Origin of the sequence: Pseudomonas sp. (genome assembly GCF_035512415.1) — a bacterium.
In the GTDB taxonomy this organism is placed as follows: Bacteria; Pseudomonadota; Gammaproteobacteria; order Pseudomonadales; family Pseudomonadaceae; genus Aquipseudomonas.
The window spans coordinates 1-18,192 of the sequence record NZ_DATKDZ010000013.1 but is presented as its reverse complement, the minus strand read 5'-3'; the positions used below and the strand labels follow the sequence as shown (position 1 = coordinate 18,192).

Below are 18,192 nucleotides of genomic sequence, written 5' to 3'. Positions count from 1 at the left end.
GCTTACTTGACGACCTTGTTAGCGGCCAGGTCCCAGGTGGACGCGGCCGTGCCTTCCTTGGTGCCGTCGTCTTTCTGCGCGGTCAGCTCCCATTTGATTTTGGTGAAGTTCATCGACAGGGTTTCCACTGGCTTGCCGCCCGTGCCGCCGCTGACGCTGAGGTTGGAGAACACCACGTTGGTCAGGGTGTAGACGATGAAGGGGAGGATCTGCCCGCTGCCCTCGGCGGCGTTACGGCCGATGGTGATCTTGGCTTCGGTGATGGGTTTGCCGGCGCAACAGTATTCGTTGAGGGTAGGGGTCGAGGTGTCGATGAACTTGGTGACGGTGAACTCGCCGATATGAGGACGACCGGAGGTGCGCTCCGAGTTGCTGACGTCGTTGGTCACCTGCATGGCGACGTTGTGGCTGTAGGACATCAGCTCGATCTTGTCGGCAAAACCTTCGAGCAGGCTGTCGCCTTTAATATCGGCACCCAGGTCGAGAATAATCGCATCCATCGCGTGCAGCTCCTGAATCTAAAAAGAGGAAAAAAGCGAGCGAAAAACCGCCGGCCAGGGGCCGGCGGGCAACATCAGGCGGCAGGTGGCGGCAGGTTGGCCACCAGGCGGATCGAGGCGGTCAGTTCCTCAAGCTGGAAGTGCGGCCGTAGGAACACGGTGGCGCGGTAGGCACCGGGCTTGCCGGCCACTTCGCTGACGTCCACCCGCGCTTCGCGCAGCGGGTACTGCGCCTTGATTTCCTGGGGTGCGTTGTCGTTGATCAGCACGTAGTCGGCGATCCAGTTGTTGAGGTAGGTCTGTACGTTGTCGCGGGTCATAAAGCTGCCGATCTTGTCGCGCATGATTACCTTGAGGTAATGAGCGAAACGCGAGGCCGCCAACACGTACGGCAACATCGCCGAGATACGCGCATTGGAGTTGGCTTCGGCGGTGTTGTAGGTCCTCGCCAGGTTGGTGGTCTGGCCACCGAAGAACACCGCCAGGTCGCTGTTCTTCTTGTGGCAGAGGGAAATAAAGCCCAGCCCGTCGAGTTCCTTCTCACGGCGGTCGGTGATCGCCACTTCGGTCGGGCATTTAAGCGCCAGATCACCGGCACTGGTGGTGAAGGTATGCGCCGGCAGCCCTTCGACTGCGCCGCCGCCCTCGACCCCACGGATCGCCGCGCACCAGCCGTATTTGGCGTAGGCATCGGTGATGCGTTGGGTCAGCGCCCAGGCGGCATTGCCCCACAGGTATTTGCTGTGGTCGGTGCCGTTGACGTCCTCGACATAGTTCATGCCTTCCACCGGCAGGGTCTCCGGGCCGTAAGGCAGACGCAGCAGCACATGCGGCAGCACCAGCGACACGTAACGCGAATCCTCGCTGGCGCGGAACGACCGCCACTTGACCAGCTCCATGCTCTCGAAGACCTTGGCCAGGTCACGGGGTACGGCCAGTTCGGTGAAGCTGCTCATGTCGAACAGACGCGGGCTGGCGGCGGCGAGAAAGGGCGCATGAGCGGCGGCGGCGACATTCGAGAGTTTTTCCAGCAGGGCGATGTCCTGCGGATGGCGACCGAACTCGAAGTCGCCCATCAACACGCTAAACGGATGCCCGCCGAAGGTGCCGTAATCTTCTTCGTAGATCTTCTTGAACAGTACGCTCTGGTCGAATTCGACGGCTTTTTCCAGGTCGTTCAACAGCTCCTTCTGGGTCACGTTGAGCAGGCGCAGTTTGAGCCGGGTGCTGGTTTCGGTGTTCATCACCAAGAAATGCAGGCCACGCCAGGAGGCCTCGAGCTTCTTCACCTCGGGGTGATGGAGGATTTCGTTGAGCTGACCGCTGATCAACTGATCGATCTGATCGATGCGGTCGTTGATCATGGCTACGGTGTCTTTGTCGACCACCATGCCTTCATCGAGTACCTGGGTGGCGAACTCCGCGAGCATGTCGCGGGCATAGGCTTGCTGGCTGTCGTCGTGGGCCATGCGGCCTTCTGCGACGATGCGGTCGAGTAGGGATAAGCTGGCAGTCGAGGTCGTGCCTTGAGTGCCGGGTTCTGTTTCGGCCATGGCAATTTACTCCGGTTTATATTCGGGACGATCAGGCTTGGGGTTCTTCAGGCTGTTCGGGGGCTTCGGCGGAGGCCTCGGCGGTTTCCGCGGAGCCTTCGGGGCGAGCTGCTTTGATTTCCTGCAGGCCATCGGTGTTGGCCACGACTTCCTGCAGTAACTTGTCCAGATCGTCGTTACCGTCGAGCTTGGTGAGTAGGTCGCGCAGGCGCTGACGAGCCTCGAACAGACGGCGCAGTGGCGTCACCTGCTTGACCAGATTGACCGGATCGAAATCGTCGAAATGGGAGAATTTCAGCTCTACGTTAAGTTTGCTGCCATCGCCACTGATGCTGTTGTCAACCTGCACGGCCAGACGCGGTGCCGTGGCGGCGAGTACTTCGTTGAAGTTGTCGCGGTCAATCTCGATAAAGCGTCGTTCGCCCAATTTTGCTAGCGGGGTTTCCGGTTTACCGGACAAATCGGAGAGGATGCCGACCACCAGGGGTAATTCTTTCTTCTCGATGGCGTCGCCAATTTCTACGTCGTAGGTAATCTGCACACGCGGCGGGCGTACTCGGTCGAGCTTGTGTTGGGTACTTTCAGCCATGATCCTGCCCTTCTGCAAACATTGAGCTCGCGCGCAATGTTTCGGTTTCCCTCCCATTACGCTCCTGCAGATCACTACCCAGAGTTGAATCCTGAGAGGAACGATCTGTCATTCGCCTTGTCGGCGAACTACCCAAGACGCTAGAACAGGTCTATAAAAAAGCAAATTCATTGACTAACGGATTCCCATGAAACTCGGACGTTTCGCCTGCACAGCCGCGCTGCTGGGCTTGTTCAACCTGCTGTCTGCTTGTTCGTTTTTTTCCTCCCCACCCTCGGTCGAATTGCGCTCACTCACGCTGGACATGGCACCCAAGGCCAATGGCGACACCCCACTCGCCATAGATTTCGTCGCCGTGCAGGACCCCGAGTTGTTCAAGCTGCTGCTGTCGATTCCCGCCAAGCAGTGGTTTGAGCAGCGCGAGCAGTTGCGCCGCGATTACCTCAAAGCCATCGATGTGTGGAGCCTGGAACTGGTTCCGGGCCAGTTCATGGAGTCACGCGATATCCCTATGGCCGGCAACCCCGCGGTTGGACTTTTGGTGTATGCCGGCTATAACAATCCCGGTACGCACAGACTGCGTTTGGATCAGCAGAAGACGGTCTGGCTTCGTTTCGAAAGCAAGAATATGCGGTTGCTCGGCGACGCCTCTCAACGCTGAGCCACGCACAGACACGCGACGGGAACGCTACCTGCAGTAGCAAAATGGACGTTGGAGGGGCGTGGCATGAGTGGCATACCGGATGCAATCTGTTGGCATGAAGGCATGCACCTGCTGCCTCAACACTTCCAATTGCAGAGTTTGCGAGCCGAAACCCTGGCTTCACGCCAAGCGGCAGCGGCGCAACCCTGGTACTGGGGCATCGATCTGCTGGAAGTGGACGAGGCCGCGCTGAGCAGCGGCAAAGTGCGTATTACCGGCCTCGACGCCATACTCCCTGACGGTTTACCGGTCGGCTTCGACGCCGCCAGTCGCAGCCCCCTGGAACTGGACGTGATAGAGGCGATTGACGCCTCGCCCCAGGCCATGACCACCGTTTACCTCGCCGTCGCGCCGCTCTACCGCGCTGGGCAACTGGTGCCACTCAGCGGGCGCTTCCTCTCGGCCCAGGGCGAGCCGGTTCCGGATCTGGCCAGTGGCCAATTCCCCGAACCGATCAACGTCTGGCGCCCCGATCTGCACCTGGTGTGCGAAAGCAACAAAGCCGATTCGATATGCCTACCGCTGCTGCGTATCGGCAAACAGGCCGGCGGCTACGCGCGCATAGCTTACGTAGCACCCACTTCACGGGTGTTGCCGGAGACGCCGCTGGGGCACAAGGTCGCCGCGGTTTGCGCCCGCGCTCGGGAAAAATGCGTGTTCCTCGCCGGTCGCCTGCGCCAGGCACAACAAGCCGGCAATGCCGAGGACGCCAGCGAGATCGGTCGCCTGCTCGCCGCACTCTGGGCGCGCCTGCCGGAAGTCGAAGCCGCCTTGGGCAGCCGCGTCGTGGCCCCGGCCACCTTGCATCGGCTGCTGGCCGGTATGGCCGGCTCGTTGTGTACGCTCAATCCCTTGGCCGGGGTGCCGGCGTTCAAACCCCTGGTCTACGAAGAATTGCTGGATGGCTACAGCGAGGTGCTGGATTGGCTGAACACCACCCTGGATCTGGTGCGCGCCGGCTATCGCACCCTGGCATTTGCCCGCGACACCCGTGGATTCTGGATTGATCTGCCGGAGCGCGAAGAGCCCTGGCAGCGTCTGGTAATCGGCCTGCGCATGCCTGCCGGGGTTGGCGAGCGGGCGGCCGGGCAATGGCTGGAGAGCGCCATAGTGGCCTCTGAAGCGCATATCGTTACCCTGGCTCGGCAACGCATGCATGGCATGGCGCAACAGCCGTTGAGTCGCAGCGAACAGATCGCCTACAGCGTGAGCGAGGACACCCGGCTGTTCAGCCTGCAAGGCGAGCGGGAATGGTTCGATCCCAGTCAACGTTTGCGTATTCTGGTGCCCGGCGGCGGCACCGGCGTCGAGCCCTGGGAAGTGCTGCTGTTCGTCCCCGAAACCTCTGGCGATGGCAGCGAGTGAGGGTAACGCATGCCTGATAGCCACGTGCGCCTGCGCAGCGGATCGATGAACGAAGCCCCTCTGAGCGCAGCCTTTGGCAAATCCTGGGTGCAGTGGTTGGAAATCTGGTCCGGCCTCAGCGGCAGCACCGAAGGCGCCGAACAAGTGGCCGCCCAGGCAGCCACCGAAGCCGGCCGCCTGGCCCGGCGGCTGTGGCGCGATGCCTACGCCGCAGTTGGCGACGCTCCGGGCGGGCAGGCCAAGGCGATGGTCTACGCCTTTGTCGCCCTGCTCGACGAAACCCTGGTGTTCAATCCCTGGCCGGGGCGTGCGCTGTGGCAGGAACAACCGCTGGAATCGCGCCTGTTCAACAGCCGCGCGGCAGGCGAGCGTATACCCCTAGCGATCAACAAATTACTCGGCGAATCCGATCCGGCTACCCGCGATCTGGCCAACGTCTATCTGCAGTGTCTGATTCTGGGATTTCAGGGGCGTCTGCGCGGTGCCCGCGGGCGGATTCTGCATGAGAAATGGCGCCACGCGCTGTTTGCCTTCGCCTGGCAGCGCGACGCCGATGAGCGGCGCGTCGGCGTTATGCTCGAACAGCCCGCGATGGCCACGCCGAGCCGGCTACCGCTGCGGCGCATACTGCCTGATGGTTTGCGCCTAAGCCTGTTTATCGGCCTCGGCCTGGTACTGATGCTGCTCGTCGGTCACCTGTTCTGGCGCGATATAGCGCAACGCCTCGAACCCAGCCTTTCCCAGGTCGGCGGTGCCGAGAGACAGCATCTATGAGCGGCTTGGAAATACTCCTGCTGGTAATCGGCGCACTGCTTCTTCTGCTGATGCTGGGAGCGCTGGTTTTGTGGTTGCGCGGGCGTATCGATGGTGCCGCGCGCAGCTGCTACTTCGCCGTGCAACAGATGGAGCACGACCTTGGTGTCAAGGATCGCTACCAGACTCCCTGGATCATGCTGCTCGGCGATGAGCAGCAAAGCAGCGAACTCTGTCGCGGCTGGCGCCTGTCCAGCGCCGGCAAGCCCGGCTGGTTCGGCCGCTGGTGGTACGACAGCGATGCGGCGGTGCTGGCGGTACCCGGTGCCATGTTCAACCACGGCGAAGGTGCCCTGGTGCAGATCGCCGCCTGGTGGCGGTTGCTGCGCCTGCTGCTGATGATGCGTGCCGGTCGGCCACTGGATGCGCTGATCTGGACGGTAACCGCCGAACAGCTGTGGGCCAGCGACCAAGCCGCTGCGACCGGCCTGAAGGCGCGGCGCAAACTCAACGAGATGCTCCAGCGCCTGGGCCTGAGCGTACCGGTTTATCTATTGATAACCGGCCTGGAAACCCTGCCCGGGATCAAGGAGCTGGCCGACGTGCTGCCCGATGATGCGCGCGACCGGGTGTTCGGCTGGTCCTCGCCCTTCGCCCCAGGTACGGCCTGGCACCCGGAGTGGAGCGAGATCGCCATTGATCAACTGGTGCGCGTACTGTCCGAGGAGATCACCGAGCTGGGCGCACTGTCCGGCAAAGTAGAAGAAGCACTCTACCTGCTACCGCGCCAGTTCGAGGCCATTCGCGGCAATCTGCAGGCACTGTGCGATCCAGTGTTTCAAGGCAGCGCCCTGGGCGAGGCCCCGCAACTACGCGGCATCTACTTCTGCGCCGCCTTGCCGGTGCCCGGCTTCGATACCGACCCGCTGACCGAAGTGGCAGAGTTGCCGCGTGACCCGCTGTTCGTGCGCCGCCTGCTGCGCCAGCGAGTACTGGCCGAGCAGGGGCTGACCCAACCGGTGCCACGGATTCTTTATCTGCGCCGTCGCTGGCAACGCGTGGCCGCTATCAGCGCCGCCGCGTTCGGGCTGTTCTGGCTGGTCGGCATGCTGTGGCTCTGGCAGGTCGAGCGCAACGAGGCCGACACCCTCGCCAGCCTGCTGCATGACCTCAGGGACGACCATCGCCCCGGCTTGGACAGCGACGCCGAGGCCCGCAAAAGCATCAGCACCTTCTGGACGCTCTTGGACGAAGCACCGCGCTGGCGTTATGCCTCGGCGCTGATGCCCAGTTCGTTGCTCTCATCGCTTGATCCTCAGCTGCGTCAGTACCTGCGCCAACTCGCCAGCGAGCGCCTCTATCAGCCCTTGCGCGCCAGCCTGCAACGGGACATAGAGGCAATCACCACGCAACACACGGATAACCAGCGCCGCGGTGGCGGCGAAGCCGAGTCGCCGGAGGAATGGTCGAGCTACCTGCGCGCCCGGCAACTGCTCGATCAAGCCATCGCCCTGGAAAAAAACAGCGCCCATTTCAACCAGATGCTAATGGGCAGCAAGACCCCACTCGACGATGCCGCGGCGCTGTCCGGCGAGCTGCTCAATCTGCCCTTGAGTGCCCAGGCCCTACCCTTGCACAGCCGTTACAACTGGCTGTTCGCGCGTACCAGCGAGGCACCGGCCAGCCCGGTGGAGCTCGCCACCATTCGTCAGCAAACCGGCAAGCAATACGTGCAACAGATGCGTATGTGGCTTGACCGGCTGTTCGCCGACGAAAGCTTCAGCGCCACCGCCGGGCAGGTTCGCCGCCACCTGCAGTACCTGGAAAACGGTCAGCGTAATTCGATACTCGAACTGGAAGAGTTGAGCCTGAACATCGCTCAGCTGCGGCGCATGGTCGCCGTCACCAACTCCGCCTGGAGCCGCAGCTCCGGCCAGGATCTGGCCCCAGGATATTCGGCGATGCTCGACGAAGCGCGGCAGAGCAGTTTGATCGGCCCGGCGATGGTCGATCAAGTAGTCGACCACGCCAGCCTTCTGCAGAGAGTCTTCCGCGATCAATGGCTGGATGAAGACGATCCGCAAAACAGCATCCTGCGCCAGCAAAACGGCGGCAGCATCGAGTTGCAGCCCAGCGTGGTCAAATTGGATATCGCCATCGAGATGCTGCTACGCCAGGATTTCGCCGCTGCGGCAATGCTTGGCGATGGTCAGATCAACCACGCCGCCCCCTTGCGCGGTGTCGACAGCGATAGCCTCGACGCTGCTTCGCGTTATATCGCCAGCTACCGCAGCTACCTCAAACAAGGCGTGGTCAAGGTGCCCTACGAGTATCGCGACGCCTTGACCGTTAGCGCCAAATCAAGCACCGCCACGACCCTTTGGCGGTTGCTCACCGCGCTCAAGCCGAACAACGCTATCAGCCTGAACGATGGCCGTGTCTTCACTGTGCCGGCGCAAGCTGCCAGCGAAGTGGTCACGGCATTTCGCACCCTCGGCCATGGGGATATGGCCAACGCCTTGCAGCAGGAACTGAATAGGCGTGCCCTGCATGACCTCGGCAATGCCAATGCCGAGCTGCAGGCCCTGGCCTTGTACCAACCCCTGCACGGCAACTTCAACTGGTGGGACGGCAGCCAGAACCCAGGACTACGTGCCTATCGCTCAGCCACTGCCCAGGACATGCAGCAATACCTGGCGGCGCAGACCAACCTGGTCGCCGATCTGCACGGACGCATAGCGCCGGCACTCGGCTGGCTGCAGGCCAATCGTGCCAGCCTGGCCTCCGGGAATGTCGAACAACTGCTGCGCTGGCAAGCGATGTCGGTGGAGTTGCAGAAATACGCCGACAAAAACCCGAGTAGCGCGCCGGCCCTATTCGAACGGTTCACCAATAATCTCAACAGCATAGAGCTGAGCAACTGCCGCACCGTCCTCAGCGAAGCCGAGCTGCCCAGCGGCATGGATGAATTTTCCCAACGCGCCCGCGAAGTTGCCGGCCTAGCCGCACAGCGCTGCCACTACTTGCAGGAGCAGAGTGCGGCAGCTGCCTGGAATCATCTGTCCACCTACTTCTCCCACTACCTGGCCGGGCGCTTCCCGTTCTCCTTCAACCTCAACGCCCCGGATGCCGATCCCGACCGTGTACGCCTGTTCCTGCAATTGCTCGATGAGAACCTGGCCCAGGCACAAACTGGGCTCGCGCAAAGCCCGTCCGTCGATGCGCTGGCGGCAGCAGATTTTCTGAATAATCTGCAGCAGGCCAGGGTCTGGCTCGACCCGCTGTTCCAGCGTGATCAGGACGGCATCAAAGGCATCGACCTGGACGTGCGCTGGCGCACCGACCGGGCCGCCGAGCTTGGTGCTGATCAAGTAATCGAGTGGTCGATGCAGTCGGGCAGCCAGTTGATCCGCTATCCCGGCGAGGACAACCACCGCCTGCGCTGGACCCTTAATGAGCCGGTCAAACTGACATTACGTTGGGCCAAGAACGCCGCGCAGAAACCGGCGGACGATCCGCTGCAATCTACCTTGGCGGTGTTCGACCACGAGGCTGGCTGGGAATACGAAGGGCCCTGGGCATTGCTGCGGCTGCTGCGTACCCACGTCGCCTTCGAGCGTCTGGCGACCATCGATTACAGCGAAACACCGCTGGCTTTCCGCTTGCCGGTGTACGCCCCTTACAGCCCCGATAACCACGCGCTGATGTTTATGCGCGTAGCCCTGATGAACGCCAGCGGTAAGGCACCATTGGCCTTGGCACCGCTACCGGTCAAAGCACCGGCCTCGCCATTCACCAGGGCCCCAGCTGCTTCCCTCGCCGTCTCGCCTGCCGAAGCCTGGCCGGCCGCCGTCTCCGCCAACCAGCCAGACTAGGAGTTAGCCCCACCAATGGACGACGTCGCCTTTCAAGCCACCGGGCTGCTGGAACCAATAGCCGGCGCGCGCCCGTGCGGAGTCAATATCCGCCATCAACCGGAATACGACAGCTTGCGCGAAGCTCGCCGCGAGGACGACGAGAGCCTGCCTACGGGCGTCTGGCAAGCCAACCTGAAACGCGCCGACTGGGTAGTCGTGGAGCGCCTGGCGACCGAGGTGCTCAGCCGCAAAAGCAAGGACATGATGGTCGCCGTCTGGCTCGGCGAAGCCTGGCTGCATCGCCACGGCTTCGCCGGCTTGGCCGCGGGGTTGAATCTACTGGCCAGCCTCTGCGAGCGCTTCGCCGACGAACTGCACCCACAGCCGGAAGACGGCGACCTGTCCTGGCGCTCCAGCCCATTGGAATGGCTGGTGCGGCGATATGCGGAGGTGCTGCTGACCCGCGTGCCGCTGCTCGGCGAAGTGGGCCAGGATTTCGCCAAATTCAGCTTTGCCGACTGGCAGCAGCTGCAGCGCAAGCTATTGACCGGCGGCGACAGCAAAGGTGCCAAGGCGGAACGCGAGGCCGCACAAGCGACTCAACGGCAGTTGAACGACTGCCTGCGCATGCTGCCCGGTGTGCAGTTTCGCCAGAACCTGCTCTGGCTCACGGAGAGCCGCGCCGCCCTCACCAGGCTGGAGGCGTGGAGCGATGGGCAACTGGCGTTCGACTCGCCATCCTTTACCCCACTGCGTCAAACCATCGAGCAGTTGACCACGCTTATGCAGGAGTTTCTCGCCATGCATCCCGCCACACCGCCCCAGCCGACCGTCGACGAATCGCCATTTTTCACCGACGAGCCGCCGCCCACTGTGACCATGGGGCGCGCACCGACTAGCCGCGACGAGGCCTACCGACAGCTGGCGCTGGTCGCCGAATACCTGGCCAAGACCGAACCGCACAGCCCCGTGCCCTACCTGATCAATCGCGCCGTCGAATGGGGACAGAAGCCGCTGCGCGACCTGCTGGCGGAACTGATTAACGCCGACCCGGAATCGCGGCGGCTATGGACCTTGCTTGGGGTATTGCCCTAGCAACCGAGTCGCGCTACCTGCGCGCATGGCGGCGTATCAGGAAAAACACATCGCCTAACGCCCTACACCCGACCAGTAAGATGCTCGCCAGCAGCCAGAGCAGAATCAGCAGGACGATCTGGGCAACGCAGCAAAAAGGCAGACATGCACCCCTCATATGTTGCTTCTCTACTCGTAATCGGCCTGACGGCATTTCACGCCAGCGCGCGCGACACCAATGAAGTGGTCACCGCCGATCGCCAGGACCCCGCCATCTCAGCGGCCGTACGCCAGGCCCAGGCTGGCCTGACAGAGTTCCTGGCACTGGCCGCCAAGCCGCCAGCCAATACCAGTGGCTTCCAGGTTCAGGTCATGGCCGAGGACAGCAACGGTATTGAAACCTTCTGGATCACTCGCTTCCGGCCGCTTGAACAAGGCTTTATCGGTGAAGTGGCCAACGAGCCGCGCATCGTCAAAAGCGTGACCTGGGGCCAGCAACTGCGCTTTACCCGCGAACAGATCACCGACTGGGGCTACCTGAAAAACGGCCGCCAGGTGGGCAGCTTCACCATCTGCGCGCTGTTCAAAGAGATGCCCGCTGAACAGGTGGAGTACTACCGCAGCCAACACGGCTTCGACTGCTGATAGCGACGAAACCTTGCGTGCTCCAGTCAGAACTGCCGCTTTGCGCGGGCCGATGGAGGGGCTCGGGGGTATCGGTTGAGAGTTATCCGCAGCCCTAGAATGGGGGGGCCACAGCATGGGTAGCGCTACGCTCAACCCATCCTACGAGCTGCTTGGCCAAGCGCCGGCTAAACCAGACACGAAGTGGCCCCTCACTCGCGCTGATGGCAAACCACGCAGAGCTTGTTGCCGTCCGGGTCGCGAAAGTAGGCACCGTAGTAGTCCGGGTGGTACTCGGCGCGCAGCCCCGGCGGCCCTTCACAGTACCCACCGTGGGCGAGTGCCAGCCGATAGGCCTGCTCGACCTGGGCCCGGCTCTGCGCCAACAGCGCCACCATCTGCCCGTTACCGGGGTGATGCGGGGCACCATCATGGGGTTTGCCGATCAGCAGCAGCGGCCGGGGCTCCGGCTTAGATTGCCAGGCCGCCCAGGGTTTGTGCTCGTCGAGAAAACGCAGCTCGATACCCAGCAGCGTCATGATCGGCTGGTAAAAGGCCAGCGCCTGCGGAAAATCGCTTACGCCGATGCAGATATGGGAAAACATAGGCTTGCTCTCGGTAGGGGCAGAGGGACATAAGATCGCGACAAGATGGCCGGAGTATGTACTGCACAAGACCCTTCGGCGATCAGCCTGCCGAACCAGCGCCTTCCGCCCCATCCCTAACCGGCTGCCAGGCCAGAAACTCCGAATGCCGCAACCGATAACGGGCCACGCTACCTTCGTGGAGATGGGTAAGGGCATTACCAAGCAGTTGAGCAAAGGCACCCTGGTCTTCGGCCGTCGCTTTTTCCTCGGCCAGTTGCCTGATCACTTTCGTACTGGGTACCAGGTGTTCGGATATCGCTACCCGGCAGATCGTGAACTTCACTGTCGTCTCAGCAAGCCACGTGGAGATAGCCGCAATTACCCCTTAAACTCTCGGCCATCTGCACCCGATCGGGTGCAACCTTCTATTGATCGTGTCGTTATCAGGAATAGTCATCTTGAACCTTCGCCCCCTCCTCTACCTGTGCCTGCCTGCTGGCCTGCTGCTGGCCGGATGCGACCAGCCCCCCGCTCCCCAGGAGCAGGCACCGCGCCTGGTCAAGCTGTTCACCGTGGAAGACCCCGCCAGCCAGCGCCTGCGCGAGTTCCCCGCACGCCTCAAGGCCACCGAGGAAGCCGAGCTGTCCTTCCGCATCGGCGGCCAGTTGAAGAGCCTGGAGGTGTTGCAGGGCCAGCCGGTCAAACGCGGCCAGCTGATCGCCAGCATCGAAGACACCGACCAGCGCCTGCGGGTGGGTGATCGCCTGGCCAGCTTCGATCTGGCCAACGCCCAGTTCAAGCGGATTGCCAAGCTGCTCGAGCGGCAGATGATCTCCCGCTCCGAATACGACCAACGCAAGGCTGCCCTCGACTCGGCCAACGCGGCCCTGAACCTGGCCCGCCAGGAGCTGGACTACACCCGCATCCTCGCGCCCTTCGACGGTGTAGTGGCCAACACCCATGTGGATAACTTCCAAGTGGTGCAGGCCAAGCAACCGGTCGCCACCCTGCAGAGCGGCGACCGCCTCGATGTGCTGTTCCAGATGCCGGAAAACCTGCTGACCAACCTGCGCAGCCGCGAGGACAGCATCGACTATCACCCCAGCGTGATTCTCGACAGCCTGCCCGATCGCGAATTCGAGGCGGTATACAAGGAACACAGCACCCAGCCCGACCCGCGCACCCTGACCTATCAGGTCACCCTGTCCATGCCACGCCCCGAGGAACTCACCCTGCTGCCGGGCATGAGCGCTACGGTGAGGGTGGATTTCGCCCAGCTTTCGCGCACCCCGGACACACGCCTGCTGGTGCCGGTGGAGGCGGTATTCAGCGCCGACACTGGCCCGGCCAGCGCCAAACAGGTGTGGGTGGCGCGCGAGCAGGACGGTGCGCTGCGCCTTAGCGCTCGTCAGATCGAGGTTGGCAAGCTGACCCACAGCGGCATCGAGGTGCTCAGTGGCCTGGAGCCTGGCGAGCAGATTGTCGCTGTCGGCGGTGCCGAACTGGAGGAAGGCCAGGCGGTACGTCCCTGGGTTCGCGAGCGGGGTCTGTAATGGATATCGCCGGTTATTTTATCCAGCGCCGCGTCACAAGCTGGCTGGTCACGCTGCTGCTGGGTATCGGCGGCATGCTCGCGTTTCTGGACCTCGGTCGGCTGGAGGATCCTTCCTTCACCCTGAAGAGCGCCATGGTCATCACCAGCTACCCCGGTGCGTCGCCGCAGCAGGTGGAGGAGGAGGTCAGCTATCCGCTGGAAAACGCTATCCAGCAGTTGCCCTCGATCAAGAAGGTCACGTCCATCTCCAGCGCCGGGCTGTCGCAGATCAGCCTGGAATTGCAAAGCCAGTACAAGAGCGAGCAGCTACCGCAGATCTGGGACGAGCTGCGGCGCAAGATCAATGATCTGCAGCCCAATCTGCCTCCTGGGGTCAACCCACCGCTGATCCGCGACGATTTCAGCGATGTGTTCGGTTTCTTCCTGCTGGTGACCGGCGAGGGCTACAGCGCTCAGGAGCTGCGTGACTTCGCCGACTACCTGCGCCGCGAGCTGGTGTTGCTGCCCGGGGTGGGCAAGGTCAGCCTGGCCGGCGCGCGCCAGGAGCAGGTACAGGTTGAGTTGTCACGCAGCAAGATGACGGCCCTGGGCATTGCGCCGGAGCGTCTGAGCCAGGTGCTCAGCCAGCAGAATGTGGTGTCCAATGCGGGCCGTATTCTGGTCGGCAGCGAGTCGATTCGCTTGCACCCCACTGGCGAACTGCAGGATGTGGGCGAACTGGAGCGGCTGATCATCAGCGAACCGGGTAGCTCGCAGCAGGTCAGCCTGGGCGACATTGCCCAGGTCAGCCGCGGCTTCAGTGAAACCCCCGACAACCTCTATCGCATGAATGGCAAGCCGGCCCTGGCCTTGGGGATTGCCTTCGTCCCTGGGGTCAACGTGGTGGATGTGGGCGTGGCGATCAATTCGCGCCTGGCCGAGCTGGATGACCAGCGGCCAGCCGGCATGCAGCTACAGGTGTTCTACGACCAGACTACCGAGGTGCAGGCCTCGGTAGACGACTTCGTGCTCAACTTCGTCGCCTCGGTGGTCATCGTTATCGTCGTGCTGCTGATCTTTATGGGCCTGCGCAGCGGCCTGTTGATCGGCCTGGTCCTGGCCCTGACGGTGCTCGGCACCTTTATCTTTATGCGCCTGCTGGGCATCGAGCTGCAACGCATCTCCCTCGGTGCCCTGGTGATCGCTCTGGGCATGCTGGTGGACAACGCCATTGTCATCGTCGAGGGTATTCTGGTCGGCCGTCAGCGCGGCCAGAGCACCCTGGAGGCGGCTCGGGCCATCGTGCGCCAGACCAACCTGCCGTTGCTCGGCGCCACCCTGATCGCCATCATCGCCTTCGCCCCCATCGGCCTGTCGGACGACTCCACCGGCGAATACTGCCTGTCGCTGTTCCAGGTGCTGTTGATTTCCCTGCTGCTGAGCTGGGTCACCGCCATCAGCATCACGCCGTTCTTCGCCAGCCTGTTCTTCCGCGATAACCAGACCCTGCTCGAGCAGGATCAGGCCGACCCGTATGGCGGGGTGATCTTCACGGCCTATCGCGCTCTGCTCGATTTCGCCCTGCGCTGGCGCGGCCTGACTCTGGGGCTGCTGGTGGCGCTGCTGGTGGTGGCCATCGCCGGTTTCGCCACGGTACGCCAGAGCTTCTTCCCGCCGTCCAACACGCCGATGTTCTTCGTCGACCTGTGGCTGCCCCAGGGCAGCGACATTCGTTACACCGAGCAGCTGGTGGCGGAGCTGGACCAGCATGTGCTGGCCCAGGAGGGGGTTACGGCGGTGAGCAGCAGCATCGGCCGGGGCGCGCTGCGCTTTATCCTCACCTACTCACCGCAGAAGCAGTATCCCAACTACGCGCAATTGCTGGTGCGCACCGACAGCCTGGAGCGCATCGAGCCACTGATCAATCAATTGCAGCAGCATGTCGCCACGCAATATCCGCAGATCAAGCCCAAGTTCAAGCAGCTGATGCTCGGCCCCGGCAGCGACAGCAAGATCGAGGCACGCTTCAGCGGCCCCGACCCCGAGGTGTTGCGTAGCCTGGGGGCCGAGGTCAGCCGCCTGATGCGCCAGGACCCGGTGGCCAATGCGGTAATGCACGACTGGCACGATCGCACCAAGCTGATCCGTCCACAGTTCGCCGAAGCCCGCGCCCGCGAGCTGGGGGTGGACAAGCGCGAGCTGGATGACCTGCTGCGCATGAGTTTCTCCGGCATGGATGTCGGCCTGTACCGCGACGGCACGCGGCTGTTGCCGATCGTGGCGCGCACGCCGGACAGCGAACGACTCAACGCCGATAGCCTGGCCGATCTGCAGATCTGGAGCAGCGCCCGTGGCGGTTACCTGCCCATCGAGCAGGTGCTGCAGGGCTTCAGCACCGAGTGGGAAGACCCGCTGATCATGCGCCTGGACCGCAAGCGCACCCTCACCGTGCAGGCCGATCCAGCGCTGCTCAGTGGCGAGACGGCGGCGCAGTTACTGCAGCGCCTCAAGCCGCAAATCGAGGCCATCGCCTTGCCGGCGGGTTATACCCTGGAATGGGGTGGGGAATACGAAAGCTCGCGTGATGCCCAGACGGCGGTATTCGGTAGCCTACCCCTGGGTTATCTGGTGATGTTCCTGATCACCATCCTGCTGTTCGACTCGCTCAAGCGCGCCCTGGTGATCTGGCTCACCGTGCCCCTGGCGATGATCGGCGTAACCCTGGGCTTCCTGATCACCGGCATTCCCTTCGGCTTTATGGCCCTGCTCGGTTTGCTCAGCCTCAGCGGCATGCTGGTGAAAAACGGCATTGTTCTGGTGGACGAGATCAAGCTGCAGCTAGACAGCGGCAAGGACGCCCTGCAGGCCGTGGAAGAGGCCTCGATCAGCCGCGTACGCCCGGTATCCATGGCCGCGCTGACCACCATCCTGGGCATGAGCCCGCTGCTAACCGATGCCTTCTTCCAGAGCATGGCGGTGGTCATCATGTTCGGCCTGGGCTTCGCCACCCTGCTGACCCTGGTGGTGTTGCCGGTGCTGTACTGCGTGTTCTACGGGATCAAGGAACAGCACACGGCAGAGGCCTAAACGCTTGAAGTGGGTGGACAATGCGCAGCTTGTCCACCCACCTTTGGCAACCGATCAGCCCAGCCTGGCGCGCCTGAACCGACGCCACCCCGAGCGCAGATCATCCAGCGCCGGTACGCTGGCCAGGGCCACCAGCAACAGGGCCAGGGGGACCGTGGCGATATAGCCCAGGCGATTGAAGCCAAAGGCCCCGGCCAGCCCGCCGAGAAAGAAATACATACCCAATAAGGCGAGCACCCGCAGCCGTTGCCGGTCGGCCATGACGCCGAGCTTGGGGCCGATCTTGCGCCGGTTCCAGTAGAACAGCTTGCCCAGTTCGATGCCGATATCGGTAACGATGCCGGTGATATGGGTGGTGCGGATTTCCGCCCGTGACAACTTGGTGATCAGGGCATTCTGCAGGCCCATGATGAAACACAACAGCATCACCGTGAGCGGCACGAACAGGCCCTCGATGCTCGCCAGGGTCGCGCCGAGAAAGCCGAAACACAGCAGCAGGAAAGCCTCGAACAACAGCGGCAGGGCATTAACGCTGTGCATCCGCCGCCGCCGTGCATAACTGACCATCATGGTCGAACAGATGGCCCCGAGCAGAAACGACAGCACCCCGCCCAGGCCGCTCAGCACCAGGGGATAAGCCCCCAGGGCGATATTGTCGGCCATCGCCGAAACGATCCCGGTCATATGCGAGGTGTACTGCTGCACCGCGAGAAAACCGCCGGCATTGATCGCCCCGGCAACAAAGGCCAGGGCAAAACCCAGGTGACGGTTGGCAATGGCAGTGCGCCTGCGCCCGGTCAGGCGGCGGGCATAGCGGATGGGCATGGGACACCTGCGTGGCGAAGTAGCGCGAGAGACTCAGAAATGAATCTCTGCACCTTTGATGCCGAGTTGCCGCAACTCCTCGATCAGCAGGTTCAGGTCGACAAAGGACTCCACCTGCTCCTGGTCATCGACCAGAAAGAAGCTGGTGCCCGCGCCCTTCTTGAACAGCACGATCCATTCCTGGGTGTTGGCCGGGTTGACGATGACATGGGTATCGAAAAACACCCCGGCGGCCTGCTTGCTCTTCACTTCTTCACGCTGCACAGCGTTCCTCCTTACTCAACCGTTACGCTCTTGGCCAGGTTGCGCGGCTGGTCGACGTCGGTGCCCTTCAGCACCGCGGTGTGATAGGCCAGCAGCTGCACCGGGATCGCGTAGAGGATCGGGGCGGTCAGCGCATCCACCTCCGGCAGGGCGAAGGCCGCGGCGGTCTGGCCGGCGAGCGTGTCGACGCCCCGCTGGTCGGAGAACAGGATCACCTTGCCGCCGCGCGCGATCGTCTCCTGCACGTTGCTCATCGTCTTGTCGAACCAGGCATCGTGCGGCGCGATCACGATCACCGGCACGTGCTCGTCGATCAGCGCGATCGGACCGTGCTTCATCTCGGCGGCGGGGTAGCCCTCCGCATGAATGTACGAGATCTCCTTCAGCTTCAGCGCACCCTCGAGCGCGGCCGGGAAGTTGTAGCCCCGCCCGAGGTACAGGAAATTCGGGTGATCCTTGTACTCCAGCGCGAGCTCCTGAATGGCGGGGTCCATCTCGAGGATCTCGGCAACCTGCTCCGGCAGCCGGGCCAGCGCCCGCACGATCTCACGGCCACGCGAAGGACCGAGGGAGCCGCGCAGACGGCCGAGGTGCACCGTCAGCATCGCGAGCACGATCACCTGCGAGGTGAACGCCTTGGTCGAGGCGACTCCGATTTCGGGACCCGCGTGAAGGTACACGCCGGCGTCGGTCTCCCGCGCGATCGTCGACCCGACGGCGTTGACGATGCCGAGGCACGTCGCGCCCTGCTGCTTCGCCTCCCGCATCGCCCAGAGCGTGTCCGCCGTCTCACCCGACTGGGAGATCGCGATGGCGAGCGTCTCCGGCTCGACGACCGGTCGGCGGTAGCGGAACTCGGACGCGTACTCCACCTCGG

16 protein-coding genes are annotated in these 18,192 nt (G+C 62.9%); 8 read left to right on the top strand and 8 right to left on the bottom strand.

Annotation, left to right across the window (positions count from 1 at the left end; translation table 11 throughout):
- Positions 1–2 precede the first annotated feature (2 nt).
- From VMP31_RS05695 to tssB, 3 genes are all read right to left on the bottom strand, one after another.
- Positions 3–500, bottom strand: a complete 498-nt coding sequence (locus tag VMP31_RS05695; RefSeq protein WP_325504964.1) for an Hcp family type VI secretion system effector — start codon at positions 498–500, stop codon at positions 3–5.
- Between the two features lie 74 nt (positions 501–574).
- On the bottom strand, positions 575–2,053 hold the full coding sequence (tssC, locus tag VMP31_RS05690; RefSeq protein ID WP_325504962.1) for a type VI secretion system contractile sheath large subunit: 1,479 nt from the start codon (positions 2,051–2,053) through the stop codon (positions 575–577).
- Between the two features lie 31 nt (positions 2,054–2,084).
- On the bottom strand, positions 2,085–2,642 hold the full coding sequence (gene tssB / locus VMP31_RS05685; RefSeq protein WP_325504961.1) for a type VI secretion system contractile sheath small subunit: 558 nt from the start codon (positions 2,640–2,642) through the stop codon (positions 2,085–2,087).
- Between the two features lie 187 nt (positions 2,643–2,829).
- Between tssB and VMP31_RS05680 the strand changes: the two genes are divergently transcribed.
- From VMP31_RS05680 to VMP31_RS05655, 6 genes are all read left to right on the top strand, one after another.
- Positions 2,830–3,303, top strand: coding sequence for a type VI secretion protein (locus tag VMP31_RS05680; protein WP_325504959.1), 474 nt, complete (start codon positions 2,830–2,832; stop codon positions 3,301–3,303).
- 66 nt (positions 3,304–3,369) lie between these two features.
- Complete coding sequence (gene tssK / locus VMP31_RS05675) at positions 3,370–4,710, top strand: type VI secretion system baseplate subunit TssK (RefSeq protein ID WP_325504957.1); 1,341 nt, start codon at positions 3,370–3,372, stop codon at positions 4,708–4,710.
- A 9-nt stretch (positions 4,711–4,719) separates the two neighbouring features.
- On the top strand, positions 4,720–5,484 hold the full coding sequence (locus tag VMP31_RS05670; RefSeq protein ID WP_325504955.1) for a DotU family type IV/VI secretion system protein: 765 nt from the start codon (positions 4,720–4,722) through the stop codon (positions 5,482–5,484).
- Positions 5,481–9,338: a type VI secretion system protein gene (locus VMP31_RS05665; RefSeq protein WP_325504953.1), complete on the top strand. Its 3,858-nt coding sequence runs from the start codon at positions 5,481–5,483 to the stop codon at positions 9,336–9,338. Before VMP31_RS05670 ends, VMP31_RS05665 begins: the two co-directional genes overlap by 4 nt.
- Positions 9,339–9,353: 15 nt before the next feature.
- Positions 9,354–10,415 carry a type VI secretion system protein TssA gene (gene tssA, locus VMP31_RS05660; RefSeq protein WP_325504951.1) on the top strand — a complete coding sequence of 354 codons (1,062 nt, stop codon included), beginning with the start codon at positions 9,354–9,356 and terminating at the stop codon, positions 10,413–10,415.
- Positions 10,416–10,559: 144 nt separating this feature from the next.
- Positions 10,560–11,039, top strand: a complete 480-nt coding sequence (locus VMP31_RS05655; RefSeq protein WP_325504949.1) for a YegJ family protein — start codon at positions 10,560–10,562, stop codon at positions 11,037–11,039.
- 191 nt (positions 11,040–11,230) lie between these two features.
- Here VMP31_RS05655 and VMP31_RS05650 read toward each other — a convergent pair whose 3' ends face one another.
- Positions 11,231–11,623: a VOC family protein gene (locus VMP31_RS05650; RefSeq protein ID WP_325504947.1), complete on the bottom strand. Its 393-nt coding sequence runs from the start codon at positions 11,621–11,623 to the stop codon at positions 11,231–11,233.
- An 82-nt stretch (positions 11,624–11,705) separates the two neighbouring features.
- Positions 11,706–11,948, bottom strand: a complete 243-nt coding sequence (locus tag VMP31_RS05645; protein WP_325504945.1) for a hypothetical protein — start codon at positions 11,946–11,948, stop codon at positions 11,706–11,708.
- Between the two features lie 115 nt (positions 11,949–12,063).
- On the opposite strand from VMP31_RS05645, the gene VMP31_RS05640 reads away from it, so the two are divergent.
- Together VMP31_RS05640 and VMP31_RS05635 are read left to right on the top strand one after the other, a co-directional pair.
- Positions 12,064–13,158 (top strand): efflux RND transporter periplasmic adaptor subunit, encoded by a 1,095-nt coding sequence (locus VMP31_RS05640; RefSeq protein ID WP_325504943.1) that lies wholly within the window; start codon positions 12,064–12,066, stop codon positions 13,156–13,158.
- Complete coding sequence (locus VMP31_RS05635; protein WP_325504941.1) at positions 13,158–16,226, top strand: efflux RND transporter permease subunit; 3,069 nt, start codon at positions 13,158–13,160, stop codon at positions 16,224–16,226. The genes VMP31_RS05640 and VMP31_RS05635 overlap by 1 nt, the downstream gene beginning before the upstream one ends.
- 54 nt (positions 16,227–16,280) lie before the next feature.
- On the opposite strand, the gene VMP31_RS05630 is transcribed toward VMP31_RS05635, so the two are convergent.
- From VMP31_RS05630 to VMP31_RS05620, 3 genes are all read right to left on the bottom strand, one after another.
- A complete protein-coding gene (locus VMP31_RS05630; RefSeq protein ID WP_325504939.1) occupies positions 16,281–17,051 on the bottom strand; it encodes a YoaK family protein in 771 nt (256 codons plus the stop codon).
- Between the two features lie 33 nt (positions 17,052–17,084).
- On the bottom strand, positions 17,085–17,315 hold the full coding sequence (locus tag VMP31_RS05625; RefSeq protein ID WP_325504937.1) for a hypothetical protein: 231 nt from the start codon (positions 17,313–17,315) through the stop codon (positions 17,085–17,087).
- 11 nt (positions 17,316–17,326) lie between these two features.
- A partial coding sequence (locus VMP31_RS05620) for an isomerizing glutamine--fructose-6-phosphate transaminase (RefSeq protein WP_325504935.1) occupies positions 17,327–18,192 on the bottom strand: 866 nt, incomplete at its 5' end.

Bases quoted from the DNA above. Each gene is read 5' to 3' on its own strand.
- VMP31_RS05655 (WP_325504949.1), top strand. From the start codon at position 10,560: ATGCACCCCTCATATGTTGCTTCTCTACTCGTAATCGGCCTGACGGCA.
- VMP31_RS05680 (WP_325504959.1), top strand. From the start codon at position 2,830: ATGAAACTCGGACGTTTCGCCTGCACAGCCGCGCTGCTGGGCTTGTTC.
- tssA (WP_325504951.1), top strand. From the start codon at position 9,354: ATGGACGACGTCGCCTTTCAAGCCACCGGGCTGCTGGAACCAATAGCC.
- VMP31_RS05630 (WP_325504939.1), bottom strand. From the start codon at position 17,051: ATGCCCATCCGCTATGCCCGCCGCCTGACCGGGCGCAGGCGCACTGCC.
- VMP31_RS05635 (WP_325504941.1), top strand. From the start codon at position 13,158: ATGGATATCGCCGGTTATTTTATCCAGCGCCGCGTCACAAGCTGGCTG.
- tssC (WP_325504962.1), bottom strand. From the start codon at position 2,053: ATGGCCGAAACAGAACCCGGCACTCAAGGCACGACCTCGACTGCCAGC.
- VMP31_RS05650 (WP_325504947.1), bottom strand. From the start codon at position 11,623: ATGTTTTCCCATATCTGCATCGGCGTAAGCGATTTTCCGCAGGCGCTG.
- VMP31_RS05670 (WP_325504955.1), top strand. From the start codon at position 4,720: ATGCCTGATAGCCACGTGCGCCTGCGCAGCGGATCGATGAACGAAGCC.
- VMP31_RS05695 (WP_325504964.1), bottom strand. From the start codon at position 500: ATGGATGCGATTATTCTCGACCTGGGTGCCGATATTAAAGGCGACAGC.
- tssB (WP_325504961.1), bottom strand. From the start codon at position 2,642: ATGGCTGAAAGTACCCAACACAAGCTCGACCGAGTACGCCCGCCGCGT.
- VMP31_RS05665 (WP_325504953.1), top strand. From the start codon at position 5,481: ATGAGCGGCTTGGAAATACTCCTGCTGGTAATCGGCGCACTGCTTCTT.
- tssK (WP_325504957.1), top strand. From the start codon at position 3,370: ATGAGTGGCATACCGGATGCAATCTGTTGGCATGAAGGCATGCACCTG.